Origin of the sequence: Roseibium porphyridii (assembly GCF_026191725.2) — a bacterium.
Lineage (GTDB): Bacteria > Pseudomonadota > Alphaproteobacteria > Rhizobiales > Stappiaceae > Roseibium > Roseibium porphyridii.
In genome coordinates this window covers 3,054,787-3,077,312 of record NZ_CP120863.1, presented here as the reverse complement: position 1 = coordinate 3,077,312, position 22,526 = coordinate 3,054,787, and the positions used below count along the sequence as shown (strand labels likewise).

Annotated in this window: 20 protein-coding genes and 3 tRNA genes; all 23 read right to left on the bottom strand. The window is 54.9% G+C overall.

Translation table 11 applies throughout. From position 1 onward, the window contains the following. Positions 1–16: 16 nt before the first annotated feature. The 23 genes from K1718_RS14440 to lon all read right to left on the bottom strand — a co-directional run bounded on the left by K1718_RS14440 (position 17) and on the right by lon (position 22,435). The gene (locus K1718_RS14440; protein WP_152501589.1) at positions 17–1,546 is read right to left on the bottom strand and encodes an NADH-quinone oxidoreductase subunit M; all 1,530 of its coding nucleotides are present in this window, start codon (positions 1,544–1,546) and stop codon (positions 17–19) included. Continuing rightward, complete coding sequence (gene nuoL, locus K1718_RS14435) at positions 1,546–3,555, bottom strand: NADH-quinone oxidoreductase subunit L (RefSeq protein ID WP_265681980.1); 2,010 nt, start codon at positions 3,553–3,555, stop codon at positions 1,546–1,548. Before nuoL ends, K1718_RS14440 begins: the two co-directional genes overlap by 1 nt. Before the next feature lie 6 nt (positions 3,556–3,561). Continuing rightward, on the bottom strand, positions 3,562–3,870 hold the full coding sequence (gene nuoK / locus K1718_RS14430; RefSeq protein ID WP_094070939.1) for an NADH-quinone oxidoreductase subunit NuoK: 309 nt from the start codon (positions 3,868–3,870) through the stop codon (positions 3,562–3,564). 96 nt (positions 3,871–3,966) lie between these two features. Continuing rightward, the gene (locus tag K1718_RS14425) at positions 3,967–4,581 is read right to left on the bottom strand and encodes an NADH-quinone oxidoreductase subunit J (protein ID WP_265681982.1); all 615 of its coding nucleotides are present in this window, start codon (positions 4,579–4,581) and stop codon (positions 3,967–3,969) included. Between the two features lie 90 nt (positions 4,582–4,671). Then, complete coding sequence (nuoI, locus tag K1718_RS14420) at positions 4,672–5,160, bottom strand: NADH-quinone oxidoreductase subunit NuoI (protein WP_152501586.1); 489 nt, start codon at positions 5,158–5,160, stop codon at positions 4,672–4,674. A 20-nt stretch (positions 5,161–5,180) separates the two neighbouring features. Further along, on the bottom strand, positions 5,181–5,417 hold the full coding sequence (locus tag K1718_RS14415) for a hypothetical protein (protein WP_152501585.1): 237 nt from the start codon (positions 5,415–5,417) through the stop codon (positions 5,181–5,183). Continuing rightward, positions 5,414–6,472 (bottom strand): NADH-quinone oxidoreductase subunit NuoH, encoded by a 1,059-nt coding sequence (gene nuoH, locus K1718_RS14410; protein WP_265681984.1) that lies wholly within the window; start codon positions 6,470–6,472, stop codon positions 5,414–5,416. The genes K1718_RS14415 and nuoH overlap by 4 nt, the downstream gene beginning before the upstream one ends. Before the next feature lie 16 nt (positions 6,473–6,488). Continuing rightward, complete coding sequence (gene nuoG, locus K1718_RS14405) at positions 6,489–8,552, bottom strand: NADH-quinone oxidoreductase subunit NuoG (RefSeq protein WP_265681986.1); 2,064 nt, start codon at positions 8,550–8,552, stop codon at positions 6,489–6,491. Positions 8,553–8,578: 26 nt separating this feature from the next. Next, on the bottom strand, positions 8,579–9,880 hold the full coding sequence (nuoF, locus tag K1718_RS14400) for an NADH-quinone oxidoreductase subunit NuoF (RefSeq protein WP_152501582.1): 1,302 nt from the start codon (positions 9,878–9,880) through the stop codon (positions 8,579–8,581). A 9-nt stretch (positions 9,881–9,889) separates the two neighbouring features. After that, positions 9,890–11,140: an NADH-quinone oxidoreductase subunit E gene (locus tag K1718_RS14395; protein WP_265681988.1), complete on the bottom strand. Its 1,251-nt coding sequence runs from the start codon at positions 11,138–11,140 to the stop codon at positions 9,890–9,892. Positions 11,141–11,154: 14 nt separating this feature from the next. Beyond that, complete coding sequence (locus tag K1718_RS14390; RefSeq protein ID WP_265681989.1) at positions 11,155–12,150, bottom strand: FkbM family methyltransferase; 996 nt, start codon at positions 12,148–12,150, stop codon at positions 11,155–11,157. A gap of 3 nt (positions 12,151–12,153) precedes the next feature. Next, positions 12,154–13,338 carry an NADH-quinone oxidoreductase subunit D gene (locus tag K1718_RS14385; protein WP_152501579.1) on the bottom strand — a complete coding sequence of 395 codons (1,185 nt, stop codon included), beginning with the start codon at positions 13,336–13,338 and terminating at the stop codon, positions 12,154–12,156. Next, on the bottom strand, positions 13,331–13,774 hold the full coding sequence (locus K1718_RS14380; protein WP_265681991.1) for a GFA family protein: 444 nt from the start codon (positions 13,772–13,774) through the stop codon (positions 13,331–13,333). The genes K1718_RS14385 and K1718_RS14380 overlap by 8 nt, the downstream gene beginning before the upstream one ends. Before the next feature lie 14 nt (positions 13,775–13,788). Continuing rightward, positions 13,789–14,394, bottom strand: a complete 606-nt coding sequence (locus K1718_RS14375; RefSeq protein WP_152501577.1) for an NADH-quinone oxidoreductase subunit C — start codon at positions 14,392–14,394, stop codon at positions 13,789–13,791. Between the two features lie 92 nt (positions 14,395–14,486). Then, positions 14,487–15,065, bottom strand: coding sequence for a NuoB/complex I 20 kDa subunit family protein (locus K1718_RS14370; RefSeq protein WP_152501576.1), 579 nt, complete (start codon positions 15,063–15,065; stop codon positions 14,487–14,489). Further along, complete coding sequence (locus K1718_RS14365; RefSeq protein WP_152501575.1) at positions 15,056–15,421, bottom strand: NADH-quinone oxidoreductase subunit A; 366 nt, start codon at positions 15,419–15,421, stop codon at positions 15,056–15,058. Before K1718_RS14365 ends, K1718_RS14370 begins: the two co-directional genes overlap by 10 nt. 510 nt (positions 15,422–15,931) lie before the next feature. Then, a tRNA-Asp gene (locus tag K1718_RS14360) sits at positions 15,932–16,008 on the bottom strand. A 59-nt stretch (positions 16,009–16,067) separates the two neighbouring features. Then, positions 16,068–16,144: transfer RNA gene (locus tag K1718_RS14355), tRNA-Asp, on the bottom strand. Between the two features lie 286 nt (positions 16,145–16,430). Next, entirely contained in the window at positions 16,431–18,050 is a 1,620-nt protein-coding gene (locus K1718_RS14350; protein WP_265681993.1) for a Na/Pi cotransporter family protein, read from the bottom strand. A 375-nt stretch (positions 18,051–18,425) separates the two neighbouring features. Beyond that, a tRNA-Val gene (locus K1718_RS14345) sits at positions 18,426–18,501 on the bottom strand. Positions 18,502–18,730: 229 nt separating this feature from the next. Beyond that, positions 18,731–19,387: a hypothetical protein gene (locus tag K1718_RS14340; RefSeq protein WP_152501573.1), complete on the bottom strand. Its 657-nt coding sequence runs from the start codon at positions 19,385–19,387 to the stop codon at positions 18,731–18,733. Between the two features lie 155 nt (positions 19,388–19,542). After that, positions 19,543–19,818 (bottom strand): HU family DNA-binding protein, encoded by a 276-nt coding sequence (locus K1718_RS14335; RefSeq protein ID WP_152501572.1) that lies wholly within the window; start codon positions 19,816–19,818, stop codon positions 19,543–19,545. Positions 19,819–20,005: 187 nt separating this feature from the next. After that, a complete protein-coding gene (gene lon, locus K1718_RS14330) occupies positions 20,006–22,435 on the bottom strand; it encodes an endopeptidase La (RefSeq protein ID WP_152501571.1) in 2,430 nt (809 codons plus the stop codon). Positions 22,436–22,526: the final 91 nt, after the last annotated feature.

Here is a 22,526-nt window from a genome sequence, read left to right as displayed (position 1 = left end):
TCTCGTCCTCGAAACCTTAGTGGGCAACCGCAGCGGCCGCTGCGTGCTGTGTGACGCCGGCAGCGTCAAGTGCAGCGCTATACTGATTGATGAGATTGTCGACTGCTCCCTGGGTAACATCCAGGATTGCCATCGGGTAGAAGCCGAAGAAAATCGTCAGGACAACCATCGGGATCAGGATCGCCTTTTCCCTGAGGTTGAGATCGAGCATCGACTTGAGGCTCTCCTTCTCCAGCGCGCCGAACACAACGCGTCGATAAAGGTAAAGTGCGTAGGCCGCAGACAGGATCACACCGGTTGTGGCAAACAGTGCCACCCAGGTGTTGACCTGGAAGGCCCCCATCAAGGTCAGGATCTCTCCGACAAAGCCCGATGTTCCGGGAAGGCCAACATTGGCCATCGTGAAGATCAGGAAAGCGACCGCATATTTCGGCATCCGATTGACCAGCCCGCCATAGGCCGAGATCTCACGCGTGTGCATACGGTCGTAGATCACGCCAACGCACAGGAAGAGCGCGCCGGAGACGATGCCATGCGATAACATCTGGAAGATGCCGCCTTGAACGCCCTGCTCTGTCATCGTGAAAATACCCATGGTCACGTAACCCATATGAGCAACCGACGAATAGGCAATCAGCTTCTTGATGTCTTCCTGAGCGAGAGCCACCAGCGATGTATAGATGATCGCGACCACCGAGAGCGTGTAGATCATCGGCGCAAACATGTCCGAAGCTATCGGGAACATGGGCAGAGAAAAGCGCAGAAAGCCGTAACCGCCAAGTTTTAGCAGAATACCCGCCAGGATCACGGATCCGGCTGTCGGAGCCTCCACGTGCGCATCGGGCAACCAGGTGTGCACCGGCCACATCGGCATCTTCACGGCAAAACTTGCAAAGAATGCCAGCCAGAGCCAAGTCTGCATATGCGCAGGGAACTTGGATGTTGCAAGCAGCTCCTCAATATTTGACGTGCCGGCCGTCCAGTACATCGCCATGATCGCGATCAGCATCAGGACAGAACCGAGCAATGTGTAGAGGAAGAATTTATACGAAGCGTAGACCCTGCGCGCGCCTCCCCAGACACCGATGATCAGGAACATCGGGATAAGACCGGCTTCGAAGAAGACGTAGAATACCACCAGATCCAGCGCACAGAATACGCCGATCATAAGTGTTTCAAGCACCAGGAAAGCAATCATGTATTCCTTGACGCGCTTCTGAATGCTCTCCCAGGAGGCCAGAACACAGAAAGGCATCAGGAAGGTGGTCAAGATTACGAACAACACGGAAATGCCGTCGACGCCCATCCGATAGTTGATGCCACCGCCCAACCAGTCGCGGTGTTCCACGAACTGGAAGCCCGGGTTGTCGTAGTCGAAATTCGCCCAGATGAAGAGTGACAGCAGGAAGGTGACACCTGTCGTCACCAGAGCGACCATGCGGATGTTTTTCTTGCTGCCCTCATCGTCGCCAGAAACAAGCAGGATGAAGAGCACGCCAAGCAGCGGCAAGAATGTTGTGAGTGACAGAATTGGCCAGTCAATCATTAGTGTGCACCCCCGCCGGTGCCAGCACCGGTGAACATCGACCAGGTGATCAGTGCAGCCACCCCGATCAGCATCGCAAATGCATAGTGATAGAGATATCCGGTCTGCAGTCTGACGACCCATGCGGTCACGTTCTGGACTCGGGAGGCAACACCGTTCGGGCCAAACCCGTCAATTACAGTGCCATCGCCCTTCTTCCAAAGAACACGGCCAAGCCACATTGCAGGACGGACAAAGAGGAAATCATAAAGCTCGTCGAAGTACCACTTGTTCAGCAGAAACTTGTAGAGACCGGTATGGCGTTCTGCCAGTTGCTTCGGCATCTCCGGCTTGCGGATATAGAACTGGTAGGCAACCAGTAAGCCAAGCACCATCATCACGAATGGAGAGACCCGCACCCAGGCAGGCACTTCATGCATGGCATGCAGGACATGGCTGTCGGCAAAGGCTGGCAGCGAACCATCCCAGAAGGCGTTGTAAGCCTCTTCCGAATAGAAGAACGAGCCGTAGAAGACCATCCCGGCAAGAACGGCACCAATCGACAGGACGAACAGCGGAACAGTCATTACCAGCGGCGACTCATGCACATGCTTCATCACGTCCACAGGCGCACGCGGCTTGCCATGGAAAGTCATGAATGTCAGGCGCCAGGAATAGAACGATGTGAGCGCCGCAGCGATCACCGTCAGCCAAAAGCCGTATAGCGCCATCGGATTGGCGTGCTCTCCGCCAGATGCTGCAAACGCAGCCTCGATAATCCCGTCTTTGGAGACAAATCCGGCAAATCCCAGATGGGTGAACGGAATTCCGACACCCGTGAGTGCCAGCGTTCCGATCATCATCGTCCAATAAGTAATTGGAATGTGTTTCCGAAGGCCACCCATCTTGCGCATATCCTGCTCGTCGCTGACGGCGTGGATTACCGAGCCCGCGCACAGGAACAAAAGCGCCTTGAAGAAGGCGTGCGTGAACAGATGGAAGATCCCGATGGAATAAGCGCCGACCCCAAGCGCAACGAACATGTAACCAAGCTGCGAACAGGTCGAATAGGCAATCACGCGTTTGATATCGTTCTGAACAAGACCAATCGTTGCCGCAAAGAAAGCCGTCGTTGCTCCGAAGAACACAATTACCGTCAACGCTGTGTCGGACAGCTCCATCAGCGGAGACAGACGCGCGACCATGAAGACACCTGCCGTTACCATAGTCGCGGCGTGAATGAGCGCGGAAACCGGTGTCGGACCTTCCATCGCATCCGGCAACCATGTGTGAAGAAGAAACTGCGCGGACTTGCCCATCGCCCCCATGAAGAGCAGCAGGCAGATGACCGTCATCGCTGATTGCGCATCGAGGTGATAACCAAGGAACGGCATCACTTCGCCTTGTTCCTCGATAAAGGACGGCGCGTCATTGAAAATCGTGGTGAAGTCGATGCTCTGGAAAACGTAGAAGACGCCGAAGATGCCAAGTGCAAATCCGAAATCACCGACACGGTTGACGACGAAAGCCTTGATGGCCGCGGCATTGGCCGACGGTTTTTTGTACCAGAACCCGATCAAAAGATAAGACGCAAGACCCACGCCTTCCCAACCGAAGAACATCTGCAGCAGATTGTCTGCGGTCACCAATGACAGCATGGCGAAGGTGAATAGCGACAAGTAGGCGAAAAACCGAGGCCGATGCGGATCATGATGCATGTAGCCGATGGAATAAACGTGCACCAGCGCCGAGACCGTGGTCACAACCACCAACATCACCGCAGTCAGCGTGTCCACCCTGATGGACCAGGAAACCTTCAAATCGCCGGTATTGATCCAGCGGAAAAGCTCGACGATTTCCAGTTGCGCCCCGCCAAGCCAGAAGCCGAAAAAGACGATCCACGACAGCAATGCCGCGATTATCAAAAAACCGCTCGTAATGTACTCGCTGGCTTTAGCTCCGATTGTGCGGCCAAAGAGGCCGGCAATCAGAAAGCCGAGCAGCGGCAGGAACAGAATTGCGGAATACATCGGTTCCTAACCTTTCATCACGTTGACGTCTTCCACGGCGATGGAGCCGCGGTTCCGGTGGAAGACCACCAGGATCGCCAGACCGATTGCCGCTTCTGCAGCGGCCACGGTGAGAACCAGCATGGTGAAAACCTGTCCCATCATGTCGCCGAGGAACGACGAAAAGGCAACAAAGTTGATGTTCACCGACAACAGCAACAGCTCGATGGACATCAAGATGACAATCACGTTTTTCCTGTTCAGGAAGATCCCGAAAATCCCGATTGTGAACAGGATCGCCGCGACCGACAGATAGTGCGACAGACCGATTTCCATGGGCGCCTCGCCGTGCTCCCCTCGTTTACCCCAACCAGAAACCGCACGGAGGAGCGTGTCGGTCACCGGACATTCTCTTGCGACGCGCGCTACGCGTCAGATGCCTTTACCAGGCTCAACTTTCCGAACCTCAATGGCTGTTTCGCGGTTCCGCGCAACCTGGTCCGGAATGCTCTGGCGTTTGACATTTCGCTTGTGACGCAGTGTCAGAACGATTGCTCCGATCATTGCCACAAGCAGCACCAGGCCCGCGACCTGGAAGAAATAGATGTATTTCGTGTAAAGCACCGAGCCGAGCGCTTCGATGTTGCTCATTTGGCTCAGATCCGGCGTCGGTTCGGATCCGTGCCCCAAAATCTCAGGGGCAATGATCCAGGTGCCCACACCCATCAGAAGCTCAACCATCAGGATAAGACCGACCAGCGCACCAACAGGCAAATACTGCAGAAAACCCTGACGCAACTCGACAAAGTCCACATCGAGCATCATCACGACAAAGAGGAACAGAACTGCGACTGCACCGACATAGACAACCACCAGCAGCAACGCCAGATATTCAGCGCCCAGCAAGATGAACAGACCCGCAGAATTCACAAAGGCCAGGATCAGAAACAGAACCGACGTCACCGGGTTGCGGGACGCGATCACCATGAATGCTGACGCCACCGTGACGCCGGCAAACAGGTAGAAAAAGAGGGCTTTCAGGATCATTTCAAAGACCTGCCTGTGGTGTGGCCTTTCGGCCGGAAGTGCGGGGCCCGGCCGGATTGCCAAGCGAAAATCGTTATGTGCGGTTAGCTCCTAGCGGTAAGGAGCGTCCATTTCAATGTTGCGTGCGATTTCGCGCTCCCAACGATCCCCATTTGCGAGCAGCTTTTCCTTGTCATAGTAGAGCTCTTCGCGGGTTTCCGTTGCGAATTCGAAATTCGGTCCTTCGACGATTGCATCCACCGGACAGGCTTCCTGGCAGAAGCCGCAATAGATGCACTTGACCATGTCGATGTCGTAACGCGTCGTCCGGCGCGTTCCGTCGTTGCGACGCGGGCCTGCTTCGATCGTAATGGCCTGCGCCGGGCAGATCGCCTCACAGAGTTTGCAGGCAATACACCGTTCCTCGCCATTCGGATAACGGCGAAGGGCGTGCTCCCCGCGGAAACGCGGGCTGACGGGCCCTTTCTCGAAAGGGTAATTGATCGTCGGCTTCGGCTTGAAGAAGTAGCGCATCGCCAGAATGAATGCAGACACGAACTCCTGCAGAAACAGCGATTTGACGGATTGACTGAGTCCCATCGCTTTTTGCCTCTCTTTCCTCAACCTGCCAGCGCGCTGGCGGCCCAATAACCGATGATCGGGAAGCCGATCACCGGAACTCCAAATATCAGAGCGCCCAGAAGCGCCTTGTGCTTTGCGACGGCGCCACCGTCGCCGCCCGCCTGTCTGTTTTTCGTCTCGCTCGCCTGAAGAATACCCTTCAGGATCTTCCAATCGAGCCAGCCGATGTAAAGTCCAACAGCTGCACCGACAAGGCCGGCTATCGAGATACTCACGCTGCGCCCGGCGCCCAGCCCATGACCATCAAAACAGCGGCGACAACCACGACCATCGCCAAAGACAGCGGCAGGAACACTTTCCAGCCCAGGCGCATCAACTGGTCATAGCGGTAACGCGGCACCATTGCCTTCACCATGGCGAACATGAAGAAGCCCAGCAGACACTTCAAAATAAACCAGACGACGCCGGGTACCCATGTGAATGGCGCGAAATCAAACGGCGGAAGCCAGCCCCCCATAAAGAAGATGGTCATCAGTGCGCACATCAGGCAGATCGCGACATACTCACCAAGCATGAACATCATGTACGGGGTCGAGCCATATTCGACCATGAAACCCGCAACAAGTTCTGATTCTGCTTCGGCCAGATCGAATGGAGGCCTGTTGGTTTCAGCAAGGGCTGAGATGAAGAAGACCACGAACATCGGGAACAGCGGCAGCCAATACCAATTCAGGAAAGACAGCCAAGGCACGCCCAGCATGGTCGCCAGGCCAGTCTCCTGTGCGTGGACGATGCCAGAAAGGTTCAGCGTTCCGGCACACAACAGGACAGTAACAATGACGAAGCCGATCGACACTTCATATGAGACCATTTGCGCCGCGGAGCGCAGTGCAGACAGGAACGGATACTTGGAGTTGGAAGCCCAACCACCGATAATGACGCCATAAACCTCAAGTGAAGATACGGCAAAGACGAAAAGCACTCCGACATTGATGTTGGCGACGACCCAGCCGTCGGCCACCGGTATTACCGACCATGCGGCGAGTGCCAGAAGCACAGAAACAAGCGGAGCCAGCAGAAACAGGATCTTGTTCGATCCCGCCGGAATAACCGGCTCCTTCAGCACAAACTTGAGGAGATCGGCGAAACTCTGAAACAGTCCCCAGGGTCCGACAACATTCGGACCACGCCGGATCTGCACGGCTGCCCAGATTTTCCGGTCCGCGTAAAGAACATAGGCGACAATCACCAGAAGCACGACCATCAGCAGAACGCTCTGGAATGCCATCCAGAGGAACGGCCAACCGTAGGTCGTCATGAACTCAGCCATATCGGTCCCCTGCCCCTTATTCTGCTGCTTCTGCCGCACGCGTTTTTGCGAGCGACGAACACTCGGCCATCACCTTGGAGGCACGCGCGATCGGGTTGGTGAGATAAAAGTCCCGGACCTGATTGGCAAATCCGGCACCATCCATTTTGGCCTTGGCGTTGGCCAGCTTCTGAAGATCGGCTGCATTGCCTTCTTCAATCGAGTCGATGCTTGCCATATGCGGCACCGCCTCAAACAATTTCGCACGCAACTCGCTCAGTGAATCGAACTCAAGCGTCTGCCCAAGATGCCCGGACAAGGCTCGAAGTATAGCCCAATCCTCACGGGCATCTCCGGGAGGAAATGCCGCTCTGTCGGCGAGTTGAACACGACCCTCGGTATTCACATAGATCGCGGATTTCTCGGTGTAGGCTGCGCCAGGAAGGATCACATCGGCACGATGCGCTCCGCGGTCGCCGTGTGTGCCCTGATAGACCACAAATGCACCTTCAGGAACGTCCACTTCGTCGACACCCAGCAGGAACAAAACATCCAGTGCGCCCTGCTCAAGCATTCCGCCAGTGTCTTTGCCGCCTTCTCCTGGCACAAAACCAAGATCAAGAGCGCCAACCTGTGAGGCTTCAGTGTGCAATATGTTGAGGCCGTTCCAGCCATCTTTGATCACACCGAGCGACTTTGCAGCTGCAACGATGTTGGCAAAGACGGCATCACCGTCCGGCCGATTGAGAGCACCTTGCCCAACTATGAAAATCGGACGTTCGGCATTTGCCGGCGCATGATCGACGAATTGCTTCAGGCTGTCAGGGCCTGCACCAAGGTAGGTTACCGGATAGGTCAGATCAGCGTTTTCTCCGATCAATCCTATATTGACGTTACCCTGGGACCACCGCTTGCGGATACGGGCATTCAGAACCGGTGCTTCCTGACGCGGATTGGTACCGATCAGCATGATTGCATCAGCTTCTTCAATCCCCTGGATCGTGGAATTGAAGATGTAGCTGGCACGCCCGTTCTTCGGATGCAAAGGCGATCCCGGGAAACGGCTGTCGATGTTGGCAACACCGAGCTTTTCCATCAGGCTCTTGAGCGCAAACATGTCTTCAACGCCTGCCAACTGCCCAGCCAGAGATCCAATCCTGTCTGCGGTTGTTGCCTTCACTTTTTCCGCAATGATCTGGAAAGCTTCATTCCAGGAAACCGGCTGCAGCTTGCCGTCTACCTTGGCATATGGCCTGTCGAGACGTTGTGTTTTCAGTCCGTCCCAGATGTAGCGCGCCTTGTCGGAGATCCACTCTTCGTTGATCTCTTCATTCAGCCGCGGCATCACCCGCATGACCTCCTTGCCACGGGTGTCGACCCGAATGGCGGAGCCCACAGCATCCATCACGTCGACACTTTCCGTCTTGGTCAGCTCCCACGGACGGGCATGGAACTCGTATGGTTTGTGGGTGAGCGCACCCACCGGACAAAGGTCTGCAACGTTGCCCTGCATCTCCGACGACAGCGCGGCCTCGAGATACGTGGTGATTTCGGCGTCCTCGCCGCGGCCAATAAGCCCCATATCGGTTACGCCGCACACTTCCGTCGTGTAACGAACGCAACGTGTGCAGTGGATGCACCGGGTCATGATCGTCTTGATCAGCGGCCCGATTTCCTTGTTTTCAACTGCACGTTTGTTTTCATGGAAACGGGAGCCATCGACCCCATAGGCCATCGCCTGGTCCTGCAGGTCACACTCACCGCCCTGGTCGCAGATCGGGCAATCGAGCGGGTGATTGATGAGGAGAAACTCCATCACCCCTTCGCGGGCCTTCTTGACCATTTCGGATTTGGTGTCGACCACAGGTGGTTCGCCGTTCGGACCGGGGCGCAGATCCTTCACGCCCATGGCACAGGATGCCGTCGGCTTGGGAGGCCCACCCTTCACTTCCACAAGGCACATGCGGCAGTTGCCCGCGATCGACAAGCGATCATGGTAACAAAAGCGCGGAACCTCGGCGCCCGCCTCTTCACAGGCCTGAAGCAGCGTATAGTCCGCCGGGACTTCCACTTCTTTGCCGTCGATGATGAGCTTCGTCATCCGTTGCTCTCCAAATCCCGTTCCGCTTACTCAGCCGCCACCATGGTCGAAGAGGACTTCGACTTGGCGACATAGTCATCGATGCGCTGTTCGATGACCGGCCGGAAATTCTTGATCAAACCCTGGATCGGCCAGGCGGCCGCATCTCCGAGGGCGCAAATGGTGTGGCCTTCGACCTGCTTGGTCACCTTGAACAGCATGTCGATTTCCTCATAAGAGGATTCGCCTTTGACCATGCGTTCCATGACGCGCCACATCCAACCCGTTCCTTCTCGGCACGGGGTACACTGTCCGCAGCTCTCGTGCTTGTAGAAGTAGGAAAGCCTTGCGATCGCCTTGATGATGTCAGTGGACTTGTCCATGACAATCACCGCAGCCGTGCCCAGTCCCGATCCCATGCCACGCAAGGTGTCGAAATCCATGGGCGCTTCCTTGATCTGTTCGGCCGTGCAGCACGGTACCGAAGACCCACCCGGAATGACCGCCAAGAGATTTTCCCAGCCGCCCTGAATGCCGCCGCAGTGCTTGTCGATCATTTCGTCAAAAGGAACACCAAGTTCCTCTTCGAATGTCGCAGGTTTGTTGACGTGGCCGGAGACACAGAAAAGCTTCGTGCCGGTGTTGTTCGGACGTCCAAGCGCCGAGAACCAGGCCGCACCGCGACGCAGGATTGTCGGAGCAACTGCGATCGATTCAACATTGTTCACCGTTGTCGGGCAGCCATAAAGCCCGACATTGGCCGGAAACGGCGGTTTCAGCCTCGGCTGGCCCTTTTTGCCCTCAAGACTCTCGAGCAGAGCAGTCTCTTCACCGCAAATATAGGCTCCGGCACCATGGTGAACGTAGATATCGAAATCGTAGCCGTTCTTGTTGTTCTTGCCGATCAGGCCATCGTCATATGCCTGGTCGATCGCGGCCTGCAGACGTTCGCGTTCCCGGATGAACTCGCCGCGCACATAAATGTATGCAGCAATGGCCCCCATCGCGAACCCGGCGACAAGGCAGCCCTCAACGAGGGTATGCGGATCATGCCGGAGAATTTCGCGGTCCTTGCAGGTTCCCGGCTCCGATTCGTCTGCATTGACTACAAGGTAAGCTGGACGTCCGTCGGTCTCCTTTGGCATGAAGGACCACTTCAAGCCCGTCGGAAAACCCGCACCGCCGCGGCCGCGAAGGCCCGAATCCTTCATTTCCTGAACAATCCAGTCACGGCCCTTGTCCAGCAGTGCTTTAGTGTTATCCCATTGGCCACGCTTTTTCGCGCCTTGCAGACCCCAGTCATGCAGACCGTAGATATTGGTGAAGATCCGATCCTGATCTTTCAGCATCTCGACCCCCTAGTCTTCGCTCTTGGAGGAGGCCACATCACCGGCTTCCACGCGCTTGGAAAATTCTGTGTCTTCGCCGGACGCCAGGACCTTGGCCTGCTCAATCCAGCCGTCGCGTTCGATGCGACCTTTGAACTTCAACCTGCTATCCACCCACGCGACTTCCGCAGGGCCCCAGTTCGCGACCTGGTCAAAATGGAAGAAACCGAGTTCATGAAGCGTTGCTTCCAGTTTCGGTCCAACACCCTTCAATTTCTTCAAATCATCGGGTTTTCCGCCACGTGCTTCGGCCAGTGTTTCCGGCGCCTTTTCTTCAACTGAGGCCGCAGCTTTTTCCGCCTTTGGTTTGACGGCAGACTTTGGTGCAGCCGCCTTCTTGGCTGGCTTGTCTGCCTTGCTGGCGTCTTTGGTATCGGCTTTCTGTGCAGCGGGAGCCTCTGATTTCTTTACCTCAGCTGCTGGCGCCGGTGCATCTGCCTTTTTCTCCGCTTTCGCCGCGAATGCTGCCCTCACCTTGGCAACAGCATCCTCTGCCGGAGTCGGCACGCCATCATAGTCGTTTCCACCGACATTGATGGAAGCTCCGGCAAAGTCATGCGATGCCTTTTCAGCCCCGTCAACGACATGAGCAACGGGCAACGCGCCCTGGCTGGTGTCGTCGATCTCGGTAAGGGACGTCTGGCCACCTTCGGCCATTGCGAAGCGTCGCCCGTTCTGGGGACCCGGTGTGACTTCATTGCCTTCGGAGATATCATCGAGCAACTTGTTGAAACTGTCGGGCGTCAGATCCTCATAGGTGTCCTTGAAGATCTGTACCATTGGGGCGTTGACGCAGGCACCGAGACACTCGACTTCTTCCCACGAGAACATGCCGTCTTCTGAGATCTCGTGCATATGTTTGGCAATGCGCGACTTGCAGATCTTGATAAGGTCTTCCGAACCGCGCAGCTGGCAAGGTGTTGTGCCGCAAACCTGAATATGGGCTTTCTTTCCGACCGGCTGCAGCTGGAACATCGTGTAGAATGTCGCAACTTCCAGGACACGGATCTTGGGCATGTCCAGCAACTCGGCAATATAGCGGATTGCCGGCTCACTCACCCAACCGTCATTTTGTTCCTGCGCGCGCCACAAGACCGGAATGACCGCGGAGGCCTGACGTCCGGCCGGATAGCGGTCGATCAGCTTATGGGCCCACGCGAGATTTTTCTCAGTGAACACGAAGCTTTCTGGTTGTTCCGCGGCAAGTCGGCGAACTGCCATGGTGTTATCCCCGTTTACTGCGCGACTGCCACACCGCCATCTCTGGTCTGCGTCTGACCGGCCACAAGGCCGGCAAGACGATCCACCCAGAATCGGCTTTGTGTCGCGAAAAAATCATAACCTTTGCGGCGGTCGGGTTTCAGGCCGTCAAGCTCCAAAACCGCGCCCAGTTCGAAGTAACGATCAGCATTGTAGCCAAACAGCCGCATGCCACATTCTTCGGAAAGGTACTTCGAAACCGAATGACTCCTATCGGCGCCATGGTCTTCATAGATGATCAGAACATCTTTTTGCAGAAGATTGCTTGCTCCCTTCAGAGCTTCAATCTCGCTTCCTTCAACGTCGAGTTTCAAGATTATGTTCGAGTGATCCTCAAGCCCGGCTTCTTCGATAATCTTGTCCAGAGTTATCGTCTCGACATCACCGAGGGCGCGCCCTGAAACCTGCTGATCGACCAGCGATCTGGCCTCATGTTTGCGGCCGAAGAAGTTCAGGACTTCTCCATCCTTGTCGAACACCGCCCGGTTGATGCAAATGAACCGGTTGTCGTTCAGAACCGCGTTCTCGCGCAGCCTTTTGAAATTCACCGGGTCGAGTTCCACCGCAGCAGTCTGGCGTTTGCCGAACCGTCTGCTGGTTACCTTTGCCGACCAATAACCGTAGTTCGCACCGCAATCGATGAAGGCGTAGTCAAGATCAACAAAAGTCAGCAGAAGCGCCTCGATTTCCTCCTCATAGAGGCTCAAGGGCTGCAACAGGCGGCTCCAATAAGCATCTCCATAGGGGAATGAGAATTCTAGGTCCTCGTCCATCACGAGGCAGATGTCTTTTTGACTGGGCAGAGCTTTGCTGATCAGTTTGGCCACATAGGAAATTCCACGACTGTTCACTGGCGCAAGCGCCCTGGCCGCAATGCTCATGGCAGTGAGGCCGGCGCGCTCAACAGGCGATGCGTTTGAAATCGCACCGGTGCGCCAATCAACAACAATGGGGTTTCCGGCCGAGGTCATGATCTAGCGGTCGACCTCGCCAAAAACGATGTCCATGGAACCGAGAACCGCAGAAACGTCGGCAAGCATGTGGCCCTTGCAAAGGAAATCCATCGCTTGCAGATGCGCATATCCTGGCGCCTTGATCTTGCAGCGATAAGGTTTGTTTGTGCCGTCAGAGACCAGATAAACGCCAAATTCGCCTTTGGGTGCTTCCACCGCTGCATAAACCTCACCGGCGGGAACGTGGTAACCCTCGGTGTAGAGCTTGAAGTGGTGTATGAGCGCTTCCATCGACCGCTTCATTTCACCCCGTTTCGGAGGAACGATCTTGCCATCGATTGACGACGCGGGCCCTGTCTCAACGGTCAGCTTCTCAAGACACTGCTTCATGATGCGAACCGACTGCCGCATTTCTTCCATCCGGATCAAATAGCGGTCATAACAATCGCCGTTCTTTCCAATGGGAATGTCGAAGTCGAGTTCGGAATAGCACTCATATGGCTGAGATTTGCGAAGGTCCCAAGGAGCGCCCGATCCCCGGACCATGACACCGGAAAAGCCCCAGGCCCACGCATCATCCAGATCGACAACACCGATGTCGACGTTCCGTTGCTTGAAAATCCGGTTGTCCGTCAACAGTCCTTCAATGTCATCACAGGTCTGCAAAAACGGATCGCAAAAGTCCCAGATGTCATCCAGCAGATCCCTTGGCAGGTCCTGGTGAACTCCCCCCGGACGCACATAGGCTGCGTGCATGCGGGCACCACAGGCGCGCTCATAGAACACCATCAATTCTTCGCGCGGCTCAAACCCCCAAAGCGGCGGTGTCAGAGCACCGACATCGAGAGCCTGCGTCGTGATATTCAAAAGGTGAGACAGTAACCGTCCGATTTCCGAATAAAGCACCCGGATAAGCTGGCCGCGCTTTGGAACCTCGATGCCAAGCAACTTCTCGACGCCCAAAGCAAAGGCGTGCTCCTGGTTCATCGGCGCCACGTAGTCGAGACGGTCGAAATAAGGAACGGCCTGCAGATAGGTCTTTTGCTCGATCAGCTTTTCGGTACCCCGGTGAAGAAGACCGATATGCGGATCAACGCGTGTCACCACCTCACCGTCCAGCTCCAGGACCAGACGCAAAACGCCGTGGGCCGCCGGGTGCTGGGGCCCGAAATTGATGTTGAAGTTACGGACCTGAGCCTCAGCCATTTTGAGGTTCCTGCATTTGCTGCGTGTAATACGCAAAAACTTCAGGGCCGGTCATTTTGCGCGTCTCGTTTGCAAACGCGTAGTTGGCCGGCTGTTCGTCCACGAAAATCTCCGTGGTGAATTTGAATTGCGACGGATCGTCAAAGGCCTGAGCGGAAAGGCTGGCGTGAGAGCCGTCAGCCATGCGCCAAATCAATGTCGAGCCGCATTTCGAGCAAAAAACCCGCTCGCCGTAGTCTGAAGCTTTGTAGACGCTGAGAGCGTCCTCACCTTCAATTTGAATATTGCTCATGGGGCCGCAGCCAACAGCCATGAATGTCCCGCCTGTCCAGCGCCGGCACATGCCGCAATGGCACACACCCATTTCGCCGTTGTCAGGCTGCGCACTGAACCGTACTGCGCCGCAAAGACATCCACCAGAAAGCCGCTCGCTCATCCCTGCCCTGCCGATCAGTTGGTTGTCGCCTTCTCATCGCCAGGCAGTACGTAGTCCGTACCCTCCCAAGGCGAGAGAAAGTCGAAGGAACGCATTTCCTGGTTCAGTCGAACAGGCTCGTAGACGACACGTTTCTTCTGGTCGTCATAGCGAACTTCCACAAAACCGGTTACCGGGAAATCCTTGCGCAGCGGATGTCCGTCAAAGCCGTAGTCAGTGAGGATGCGCCGCAGGTCCGGATGACCTGAAAACAGGATCCCGTACATATCGTAAGCTTCGCGCTCGAACCACTCCGCGCCCGGAAAGAGCGGCGTCAGTGAGGCGACAGCTGTCGTCTCATCGGTCGCGATTTTCACGCGGATACGCTGGTTCTGAACAGGTGACAGGAAGTGATAGACAACATCGAAGCGTTTTTCACGCTCCGGATAATCAACGCCGCAAATGTCGGTCAAATTGACGAATTTGCAAGACGCATTGTCACGCAGAAAGCGCACCACATCCAGAATGTCGGTCGCGTTCACGCTCAGCGTCAATTCACCGAATTCTGCTTTCCAGGACACGAGAGACTCGCCAAGGCCAAGCTCGACGTGCTCAGCGAGTTCCTTCAAAGTCTCGTCCATGGTGTTTGACCTCACTCCCTCGGAGCCTTCCATTTAACGCGCCGGCAAGCGCCTATCCTTTGAATTCGCCGCAAACTCAGGCGTTAAAACCCTTATCTTTCGATGGTTCCCGTACGACGAATTTTCTTTTGCAGCAGCATCACGCCGTATAGCAGCGCTTCTGCCGTCGGCGGGCACCCGGGAACGTAGATGTCTACCGGCACGACCCGGTCACATCCTCGAACCACTGAATAGGAATAGTGATAGTAGCCACCGCCGTTTGCGCATGATCCCATCGAAATCACATAACGTGGCTCTGGCATCTGATCGTAGACCTTGCGAAGCGCAGGAGCCATCTTGTTGGTTAGCGTTCCGGCCACGATCATAACGTCTGACTGACGCGGGGAAGCTCGCGGGGCAAATCCGAAACGCTCCGCATCATAGCGCGGCATGGACATCTGCATCATTTCAACAGCGCAGCACGCGAGACCAAAGGTCATCCACATCAAAGAGCCCGTGCGGGCCCATTGAATTAGGTTGTCCGTCGAAGTCACAAGAAAACCTTTGTCGGCCAGCTCATTGTTGACCTCAAGGAAAAACGCGTCGTCCTCTCCGATAGGCTTACCGGTGTTCGGATCGATGATGCCTTTGGATTTGGGAGCGACGATTGGATCGGTAGTGCTCAATCCCATTCCAGCGCTCCTTTTTTCCATTCGTAGATAAAGCCAACAGTCAGGACGCCAAGAAAGACCATCATGGACCAAAACCCGTACCAGCCGAGGTCGCCGAATACCACCGCCCATGGAAACAGGAAGGCGACTTCAAGATCGAAGATGATGAAGAGAATCGAGACCAGATAAAAACGCACGTCGAATTTCATGCGTGCATCGTCGAATGCGTTGAAACCGCACTCGTAGGCCGACAACTTTTCCGGATCCGGGTTTTTATAGGCCAATAAAAACGGTGAAATCAGCAAGGCAAGGCCGATCACCAGTGCAATGCCGATGAACACGACGATCGGGACATATTCCCGCAAGAGTTCTTCCATGTCTTTCGCGTCCTTGCATATGGAGGCGGATCGAGAGGCGATCCGGAGCCGGGGCTGCACCTCTTAGCCTCATAGAGCCGGCTGGTCGCGCAGAACCCGTCGGCTTTATGAAACCAACATGCGAGCGCACGCTTAACTTACGGCTTGGTGCAACGCAAGACCCCTACCGGGTCAAACTCTTGCCACATATGAGCCAATTTCCAAACGACCCCTGCCAACTCCTTTATTTTAGCCAGTTTGTGCAATCGCAAAATCTTTACACAGGCTGCGCGGGATTATGACGCACCCGAGCCGGAATTCCACCCCTTGAGTAGAATCGCCATTCAAAAACAAGGGAAGACCCAAAACAGTAACAAATTGAAGAGGCTGACGCTGTCGAATACTTTTACGCGAACCTACGCGCACCACTCAGACCCAAGCGACAAGAATCTGGTCGTGCCTGCTTGGCCGCATGTGCGGTCACACCATTCGGCATTTGAGATTTAAGGGAACAAGTTCGGGAACCGTGAGTGGCGCGAGTGACGGGGCTCGAACCCGCGACCTCCGGCGTGACAGGCCGGCACTCTAACCAACTGAGCTACACCCGCACAATCACGGTATATTTGCGCCGCTTCTTTCAAGATACAATTTGCATCTTAGTGAGAAGTGGCGCGAGTGACGGGGCTCGAACCCGCGACCTCCGGCGTGACAGGCCGGCACTCTAACCAACTGAGCTACACCCGCTTCGCGCGGCAACGCAGTGTTGCCGTGAAGTGGCGCTGATGTACGGCGGCTGGAAAGCGAAGTCAAGCGCACTGACGCATCCAAATTGCCTTTTTTGACAAAGCCGCAGACAACTCGGTTTTTCCGCTTCTAAGTTGCCGCTCTTCAATGTGGATAACTCACCCCCGACCAACAAGTCTGCAATGCAAAAAAGCGAAACCGGCAAACTGATTTTGTGACACGGTGCCTTCAGTGTTTTGAACAAACCCATTGTGCGAATTGGCGCAGTCTTTTCAATAAGGTGGCATTATTGTGCTGGCACAAGGCGGCTGTCCATCAATTGCCCTTCCAGTGCCAGGATCGGTACCGCCACGGTGGCGTAGAGCGAATTGATTTCCTTGAGACTGCGTACGACTTCCATATGCACGTTGCTTGAATCAATGCTTTCCGGCGTCCTCGATTTCAACCGGTCCAGATGCCGGTCATGACATTCCCGTTCCAATTGCCGCATCCTGTCTTTCTCGGCGATCAGTTCTCGTGCTGAAGCAACATCACCGGAGACAAGTACATTGAGCGCCAACTGCATGTTGGCCAACACACGATCATGCATGTTTTCAAGTTCGACTTGCCCATCTCTGGAAAAACTGATCCCCCTTTCCTGGAGCTCAACCGCACGCTCCAGAAGGTTTTTTGACACCAGATCGCCAGCCCTCTCCAGATTGATCGCAAAACTCGCCAGCTCCATGCTCCGTTCGGCCTCTTCAGACGTCAACTCACCGCGGTTTACCTCGGCAATATAGAGCTTGATGTCGGAGTGGATCCTGTTGACGTTCTCATCTATTGCCTGAAGGCGATTGATTTCCCGTTGATCGCCGTTTTCAAGCATCGTCATCACCGGACGGGTCATAAGCTCAACCAGTTCCCCCATTCGCAGGAGCTCCCGGGTCGCACTTGCAAGTGCCAGTCTGGGGACATGTACAACCCGTTGATCCAGAGCACTTTTGACTAGGGTGTCGCTGGTGTCGGATCCCCGCTCTCTTGCGGGCATCAACCGCGCGGCTAGTCTCGCGACGGGTCCGGTCAAAGGCAGACAGGTCAATACCAGCAGCAGATTGAAAAAGATATGCACCGCCACAACTTGTTGCGCAGGAACGCTGCTTAACGTCTCCAATGGTAGAGGAATGGATGTGGCCAACGTCAACGCAATCAAAGCGCCACCTGCCCTGAAGATCAAATTCCCGAGCGGCAGTTGCCGGGCCTTTTGATCCATGCCCCGTGTCAGCCAGAGCGCAACGAACCCTGCCCCGATATTCGCGCCTAAAACCATCGGCACAGCAGCCTCCAATGGCAGGCCTGCATTTTGCACGAAGGCTGCAATCATCAATACGGCTGCCACACTGGAATGAATTAGAAAAGCGAGCACCGCTCCAAGCACCAGTGCTGTTGACGCATCGCCCGCTAGATAACCGGCAATATGCGGCATGAACTGAGCTTCTTTCAAAGGTGCCGTCGATTCCCCGATCATCTGAAGCGAGATCAGCACGAGTGCAATGCCGATCAGGATCCGTCCTGCCTGTTTCGTCGTTCGCGACTCAAGTTTCAGGAACAACCACCCTCCTGCTGCCAGCAACAGCGGCACCAGCCAGCTAAGGTCGAACACAAGGATCTGTACGAGGAGAGACGAGCCGAGATCGGCGCCAAGCAGGACTGCAAGCCCTGCAGCCGTTGAAAAGATGCCAGAGGTTGCAAAGCTCGCAGCCAGCACGGCTACCGCCGTAGCACTTTGCAGCAGAACCGCCACCGCCATGCCGGACATTGCGCCGGTCACCCGTCCGGAGGCGGCTTTGTTGATGGTGCGTTTGAGCGCGGGACCTGACACCCGTTCAAAACCGGTCCTCACCATGCGAACTGCATAGAGGAGGAGCATAACTGATCCCAATATCTTGATAAAAAGGACAATCGCCATCTCATTAAACTTCTAATTCTTCGACGCTTTTTTTATTAGCCGGTGAAATTTATAAGAACCAAACACGGCGAAAAACAAGAAAAAAAGTGCACTCAGTGCTCATTTTATAGTGAATTTAGTCTATGGATTGCAGCCAAGTCCTTGAAGCTGCACCAAGAAATTCAAACGAACTCCATCCATCTTTTTGCAATTACTGTTTCATAGGATCAGACCTGTTCGCGAAAGAACAGACGATGCCGCGCCGACCGGAAAAAAACTCACTGAACAAAAACGAATGAAGACCGGGACGCACAGCGCACCGGCAAAAGCCAAAGTCTTTGAATTTAGGAAAGAAAATGGTGGGCGATGAGAGACTCGAACTCCCGACATCTTCGGTGTAAACGAAGCGCTCTACCAACTGAGCTAATCGCCCTCAACGAGGTGAGACGCCTTTTAGGTTGTCGCCACTTTCTTGGCAAGTCCTATTTCCAAGAAAATAGCATTCCTAACCATACTTGTGGATGACGGCTTCAAACCAGCTTTGTCGAACCTGAGCAAACACAACACCAGCAGAGGCATCCTTCCACCTGACAAAGCCAGCAATATGGAGCGTCTTGAACTCTGATAGGCCCTGTGTTCGAACGGAACGACCTGAAGACCGGCTATCGAAACCGATACGCAAACTGCAGCATATCCGTCAGACCGCGCTGAGGATTGTCACCGGCAAGGCCATTACGATTGAAAAATTGGACAAGCCTGGCGATTCCCTGTTGATCGTTCGGCCCTCTTGGTGGGGGTTGATCCATCAATTTGGCGGCAATGATCCACGACATTGTTCGCCTGAGTCTCTTTTGATTTGCAGAAAATTCCGGGTTGCTCGCTGCACGCTCAAACAAACCTCCCCACGCCTGATTGACTGCGTCGTTGATTGCCTCAACACGAATGAACCCTGCCTTGTTAGGGCTGCGCGCTTTGTTCAGCAAATGATCAATGTTGTAGCCCGCAAGGTCGGTGCTGGTGGCTTTGATGCCGTAAACCTGATTCACGAAAGCCAGCCATGCCTTTTGATAGGAAGAGTAGCCCGCCCGCACCCAGACACTTGCGTTTTCGTCCGGGTTTCCAGGCCTACGGACGATGGCCACATTTTTCAGGCTTCTACGCCCTGCCCGTTCTGGTTCAATGCCATCATCATAATCATCAAGAAAGACAAGGCGTCCCAACCATTCCGGGTGCTCCACCTGAACCTGGACAAGCGGGTCGCGAACCCAGGCGTCAAATAATGCGCGTTGCCGGCGGCTAATCAGCGCTTGAAGTGTCATGGCTCCCTCCTTGCAAGGAGTTCTGCATCGCCAGGGAAAAGATAAATCTAAATATGTAATTCAAAGAGAAGCACTCATAGATTGCTATTATAGACACAAAAAACCCCGGTCCTGCAATCGCAAGCCCGGGGTCAATTGAAAACGGTCTGGAACGATTAAGAGTTCACAGCGTCTTTCAGGCCTTTACCAGCCTTGAACTTCGGCGTCTTAGAAGCCGGGATCTGGATCGTTTCGCCAGTCCGCGGGTTCCGGCCTTCGGTGGCAGCACGGGCAGAAACCGTGAAGTTACCAAAGCCGATGATGCGGACTTCGTCACCGCTTTTCAGCGTTTCTGTGACTGCATCAAAAGTTGCGTCAACTGCTTCGCCTGCCTGCGCTTTGGTGAGGCCAGTCTTTTCTGCAACAGCTGCGATCAGATCGTTCTTATTCATAGCAGATACCTTTCTAAGAAACGGCAGAGTGCCGACGATTCCTGTCAGCGCCGTTGCGCGAAATTCGTGCGAATTGACGCGAAACGCAAGTGGTTTTTTCGCAGAAAACAGCCATTTCTACCGATTTTTCAAAAGAAAAGCCCCGGTTGACCCGGGGCTTGACGTTTTGTGCGGTGCAAATTGGCTCTTAGTGAGCCAAAATTCCAGACCCGTCTTCTTCTTTTTCACTCGCCTTGGTTGCGGCATTTGCGGCTGCTTCATCCCATTCGATGGGCTCCGGGAGACGGATCAGAGCATTTTTCAGCACCTCTTCCATTCCGGATACCGGGATGATTTCAAGCGAATTTTTGACCGAGTCCGGAATGTCAGCCAGGTCCTTGGCATTGTCTTCCGGGATCATGACAAGCTTAATGCCACCGCGCAGCGCAGCGAGCAGTTTTTCCTTCAGGCCACCGATCGGCAGTATCCGTCCGCGAAGCGTAATCTCGCCGGTCATGGCAACATCGCGGCGAACCGGAATTCCGGTCATTGTGGAAATCACGGCTGTTGCCATCGCGATGCCTGCAGAAGGACCGTCCTTCGGCGTCGCACCTTCAGGCACGTGAACGTGAATATCCTTCTTGTCGAAGGTCGGTGGTTCAATGCCGAAATCGATCGCGCGGGAGCGAACATAGGACGCTGCCGCTGAAATCGATTCTTTCATCACGTCCTTCAGATTGCCGGTTACGGTCATCTTGCCCTTACCCGGCATCATCACGCCTTCGATGGTAAGAAGTTCGCCGCCGACTTCCGTCCACGCCAGACCGGTGACAACACCAACCTGGTCTTCCAGTTCGGCTTCACCATACCGGAACCGCGGAACACCGAGATATTCTTCGACCACTTCCGGCGTAACGGTAATGCTTTCCTTGTCGCTCATCAGGATATCCTTGACCGCCTTCCGGGCCAGGGTCGCCATTTCGCGCTCAAGGTTTCGCACACCCGCTTCCCGGGTATAGCGACGCACGACGAATTGCAGCGCATCGTCCTCGATGGAGAACTCACCATCCCTCAGGCCGTGATCTTTTTCCGCCTTTGGAATGAGGTGACGGCGGCAGATTTCCACCTTCTCTTCTTCGGTGTAACCAGCAATACGGATGATCTCCATACGATCCATCAACGGACCGGGGATATTCAGCGTATTGGCCGTGGTCACGAACATTACGTCGGAAAGATCGTATTCAACCTCGAGGTAGTGATCCATGAACGAAGAGTTTTGTTCCGGATCAAGAACTTCGAGCAAAGCTGAAGACGGGTCGCCCCGGAAGTCCATGCCCATCTTGTCGATCTCGTCGAGAAGGAAAAGCGGATTGGACTTCTTCGCCTTTTTCATCGACTGGATGACCTTGCCGGGCATCGAGCCGATATAGGTGCGACGGTGACCCCGGATTTCGGCTTCATCACGCACGCCGCCGAGCGACATGCGAACGAATTCACGTCCCGTGGCCTTGGCTATGGACTTGCCTAGTGACGTTTTACCGACGCCGGGAGGACCGACCAGGCACAAGATCGGGCCGCGCAACTTGTTGGCCCGGCTCTGTACCGCAAGATATTCGACGATCCGCTCTTTAACCTTGTCGAGACCGTAATGGTCGGTGTCGAGCACCTTCTCGGCCAGCGCCAGATCGTGTTTGACCTTGGACTTCTTGTTCCAGGGAATGCCGATCAGCCAGTCGAGATAGTTGCGCACGACGGTCGCTTCAGCGGACATTGGGCTCATCTGCTTGAGCTTCTTGATCTCAGCAGCAGCCCGCTCACGCGCTTCTTTGGTGAGCTTCGTCTTCTTGATCTTTTCCTCAAGTTCAGCAATTTCGTCGCGGCCGTCTTCGCTGTCGCCAAGTTCCTTCTGAATGGCCTTCATCTGCTCATTCAGGTAGTACTCGCGCTGCGTTTTCTCCATCTGCCGCTTGACGCGCGAACGAATGCGTTTTTCAACCTGAAGAACGGAAATTTCGCTTTCCATCATACCAAGAACGCGCTCAAGACGCTCTGCGACGGAAACAACGCCGAGTATTTCCTGCTTTTCAGGGATCTTGATCGCCAGATGCGACGCAATGGTATCGGCCAACTTGGAATAATCGTCGATCTGATTGACCGCACCGAGCACTTCCGGCGAAACCTTCTTGTTCAGTTTCACATAATTTTCGAACTCGGAAACGACTGAGCGTGCGAGAGCTTCGACCTCGATGTTCTCGCCATCGCGCTCGGGAAGAACTGTAGCGGTCGCTTCAAAATAGTCCGTGCGATCAGAATAGTCTCCGATCTGCGCACGAGCACCGCCTTCCACGAGCACCTTGACGGTGTTGTCAGGCAGTTTCAGCAATTGAAGCACGGTTGCGAGCGTACCGACGTTGTAGATCTGATCCGGATTCGGATCGTCATCAGCTGCATTCATCTGGGTCGCCAGCAGAATGTGCTTGTCGGTGGTCATCACTTCTTCGAGCGCCTTGATCGACTTCTCGCGGCCGACAAACAGCGGCACTATCATATGCGGGAAGACGACAATGTCGCGCAGGGGCAGGACTGGATAGACAGCCGTGCTGTCCGGATCTGTGGCGCGGATTTCTGCGTCGCTCATTTTTTTTCCTTTCTCAGCGTGTCCGGGCCCCACTCATTAAAAGGCAGCCAGAACACTGGAAAACAGCTTTCGGATCCTGGAAGAACCGAGT

Bases quoted from the DNA above. Each gene is read 5' to 3' on its own strand.
- K1718_RS14340 (WP_152501573.1), bottom strand. From the start codon at position 19,387: ATGACACTTCAAGCGCTGATTAGCCGCCGGCAACGCGCATTATTTGAC.
- nuoH (WP_265681984.1), bottom strand. From the start codon at position 6,472: ATGGCTGAGTTCATGACGACCTACGGTTGGCCGTTCCTCTGGATGGCA.
- lon (WP_152501571.1), bottom strand. From the start codon at position 22,435: ATGAGCGACGCAGAAATCCGCGCCACAGATCCGGACAGCACGGCTGTC.
- nuoL (WP_265681980.1), bottom strand. From the start codon at position 3,555: ATGTATTCCGCAATTCTGTTCCTGCCGCTGCTCGGCTTTCTGATTGCC.
- K1718_RS14425 (WP_265681982.1), bottom strand. From the start codon at position 4,581: ATGATCCTGAAAGCCCTCTTTTTCTACCTGTTTGCCGGCGTCACGGTG.
- K1718_RS14440 (WP_152501589.1), bottom strand. From the start codon at position 1,546: ATGATTGACTGGCCAATTCTGTCACTCACAACATTCTTGCCGCTGCTT.
- K1718_RS14395 (WP_265681988.1), bottom strand. From the start codon at position 11,140: ATGGCAGTTCGCCGACTTGCCGCGGAACAACCAGAAAGCTTCGTGTTC.
- K1718_RS14390 (WP_265681989.1), bottom strand. From the start codon at position 12,150: ATGACCTCGGCCGGAAACCCCATTGTTGTTGATTGGCGCACCGGTGCG.
- nuoI (WP_152501586.1), bottom strand. From the start codon at position 5,160: ATGGGACTCAGTCAATCCGTCAAATCGCTGTTTCTGCAGGAGTTCGTG.
- K1718_RS14370 (WP_152501576.1), bottom strand. From the start codon at position 15,065: ATGGGATTGAGCACTACCGATCCAATCGTCGCTCCCAAATCCAAAGGC.
- K1718_RS14350 (WP_265681993.1), bottom strand. From the start codon at position 18,050: ATGCTCCTCCTCTATGCAGTTCGCATGGTGAGGACCGGTTTTGAACGG.
- nuoG (WP_265681986.1), bottom strand. From the start codon at position 8,552: ATGACGAAGCTCATCATCGACGGCAAAGAAGTGGAAGTCCCGGCGGAC.
- K1718_RS14335 (WP_152501572.1), bottom strand. From the start codon at position 19,818: ATGAATAAGAACGATCTGATCGCAGCTGTTGCAGAAAAGACTGGCCTC.
- K1718_RS14380 (WP_265681991.1), bottom strand. From the start codon at position 13,774: ATGAGCGAGCGGCTTTCTGGTGGATGTCTTTGCGGCGCAGTACGGTTC.
- K1718_RS14385 (WP_152501579.1), bottom strand. From the start codon at position 13,338: ATGGCTGAGGCTCAGGTCCGTAACTTCAACATCAATTTCGGGCCCCAG.
- nuoF (WP_152501582.1), bottom strand. From the start codon at position 9,880: ATGCTGAAAGATCAGGATCGGATCTTCACCAATATCTACGGTCTGCAT.
- K1718_RS14375 (WP_152501577.1), bottom strand. From the start codon at position 14,394: ATGGACGAGACTTTGAAGGAACTCGCTGAGCACGTCGAGCTTGGCCTT.
- K1718_RS14365 (WP_152501575.1), bottom strand. From the start codon at position 15,421: ATGGAAGAACTCTTGCGGGAATATGTCCCGATCGTCGTGTTCATCGGC.
- nuoK (WP_094070939.1), bottom strand. From the start codon at position 3,870: ATGGAAATCGGTCTGTCGCACTATCTGTCGGTCGCGGCGATCCTGTTC.